Below are 1,734 nucleotides of genomic sequence, written 5' to 3' on the forward strand. Positions count from 1 at the left end.
AATTAGAACTGGAATTGGCTATAACCTTACCAAAGAAAATAACAATATTTTATTAGGTTATGGGTTTATAAATACTCAAAAGTATGTACCAAATTCTGATGAAAAAGTAGATTCAAACGAACATCGAATATACCAACAATTTATAACCAAACAGAAAGTAAAAAGCGTTGTGTTTCAGCATAGATTTCGAGTAGAAGAACGATTTATAGCAGCTGATTTTCAAATGCGTTTTAGATACTTTTTAGGAATTAACATTCCGATAAATAAAAAAACACTCGAAAAGAATACCATTTATCTTTCATCGTACAATGAAATTTTTATAAATGCCGAAAGTCCATTATTCGATAGAAATCGTCTCTACGGAGCATTAGGTTATTTTATCCATAAAAATATTAAAATCGAAGCAGGATTTATGGCACAAACACTTGAAAAATCTAACCGGAATCAGTTTCAAATTGCCATTTTCAATAATTTGCCTTTTTAAAAAAAATTAAAAAAAATAATATTATATAGTTATGAAAGCACATAATAGAGAATCACAAGCACAAATGACTCCAAGAAAAGCATTGGAGTTTTTACAAGAAGGAAATAAAAGATTTGTAAGTAATCTAAAAGCACATAGAGATTTGTTAGAACAAGCAAATGCAACTATTGATGGGCAATGGCCATTTGCTACTATATTAAGTTGTATTGATAGTAGAACATCTGCCGAATTAATTTTTGATCAAGGACTTGGCGATGTTTTTTCTGTTAGAATTGCAGGAAACATCGTAAATACTGACATTTTAGGAAGCATGGAATTTGCTTGTAAAGTGGCAGGTTCTAAGCTAATTGTTGTACTTGGTCATAGTAAATGTGGTGCGGTAAAAGGTGCTTGCGATCATGTAGAAATGGGAAATTTAACCGAATTATTATCTAAAATACAACCTGCAGTTTACCAAGAAAAAAAGACTCTTGAAGATCGAACTTCTAATAATGCTCCTTTTGTTGAAAATGTAGCCAAAATAAACGTGAAACGAAGTGTGAAAAATATTATTGAGCGTAGTAATATATTAGAGCGAATGATTGAAAATCGCGAAATAGGAATAGTTGGAGCTATGCACGATATAGAAACAGGTAAAGTAAAGTTTTATACAGATGTTATGTATATTAAAGATGATTTAAACCCAAATTTTTCTGTTAATAATTTAGAATATTAAACAAAAAATTATGAAAAAAAGCACTTTTGATGAACATCATGTTTTGCATGAACTGAAGCATTATCTTCCAACACAAACACCGTTGAAAGATTTTATTCACCACAATTCTTTGCACGCATTTCAAAGTTCAAAGTTTTATGATGCCATTTTTAAATCATCAAAAGTGTTTGGTCACCAAGCTACAATGCCTTTGTCCGATTTTAGAAAATTATTCAATATAGGACGAATTAGACCTGAAATTCTTGATAGAGCCATCGAAAATAGAGAAGGTAGTGTTACTATAGATCTTTGGAAAAATAATTTAATTTCTAAATATTATAACGATCATAACGAGCAACGAATTGGCAAATTACGTTCGCAATGGAAACAAAATTATCATATTGATTTAGACAATTTAGTACAGCCTTTTTTGTTTCGATTTTTGTGTAGTTACCTTGATCAAGGGATTGCTATTTGGGATTTTCCAATAGGGAACAAAGGGTTTTTAGAATCGATAAAAGAATTAGAGAAGAATAGTTTTACAAGTATTTTTAAA

General features: G+C 29.9%; 3 protein-coding genes. All 3 read left to right on the forward strand.

Going from position 1 to position 1,734, the window contains the following annotated elements; all coding sequences use genetic code 11:
* On the forward strand, nt 1-484 hold a 484-nt coding region (locus ACHZC3_RS05275), incomplete at its 5' end, for a DUF2490 domain-containing protein (RefSeq protein ID WP_394758833.1).
* Nucleotides 485-515: 31 nt separating this feature from the next.
* Nucleotides 516-1,199, forward strand: coding sequence for a carbonic anhydrase family protein (locus ACHZC3_RS05280; protein WP_394758834.1), 684 nt, complete (start codon nt 516-518; stop codon nt 1,197-1,199).
* A 10-nt stretch (nt 1,200-1,209) separates the two neighbouring features.
* Nucleotides 1,210-1,734 (forward strand): putative inorganic carbon transporter subunit DabA (locus ACHZC3_RS05285; RefSeq protein WP_394758835.1); only part of this gene is annotated, 525 nt, incomplete at its 3' end.

The organism is Flavobacterium sp., assembly GCF_043720215.1.
Lineage (GTDB): Bacteria > Bacteroidota > Bacteroidia > Flavobacteriales > Flavobacteriaceae > Flavobacterium.

Coding starts and splice junctions, on each gene's coding strand:
- ACHZC3_RS05280 (WP_394758834.1), top strand. CDS start 516: ATGAAAGCACATAATAGAGAATCACAAGCACAAATGACTCCAAGAAAA.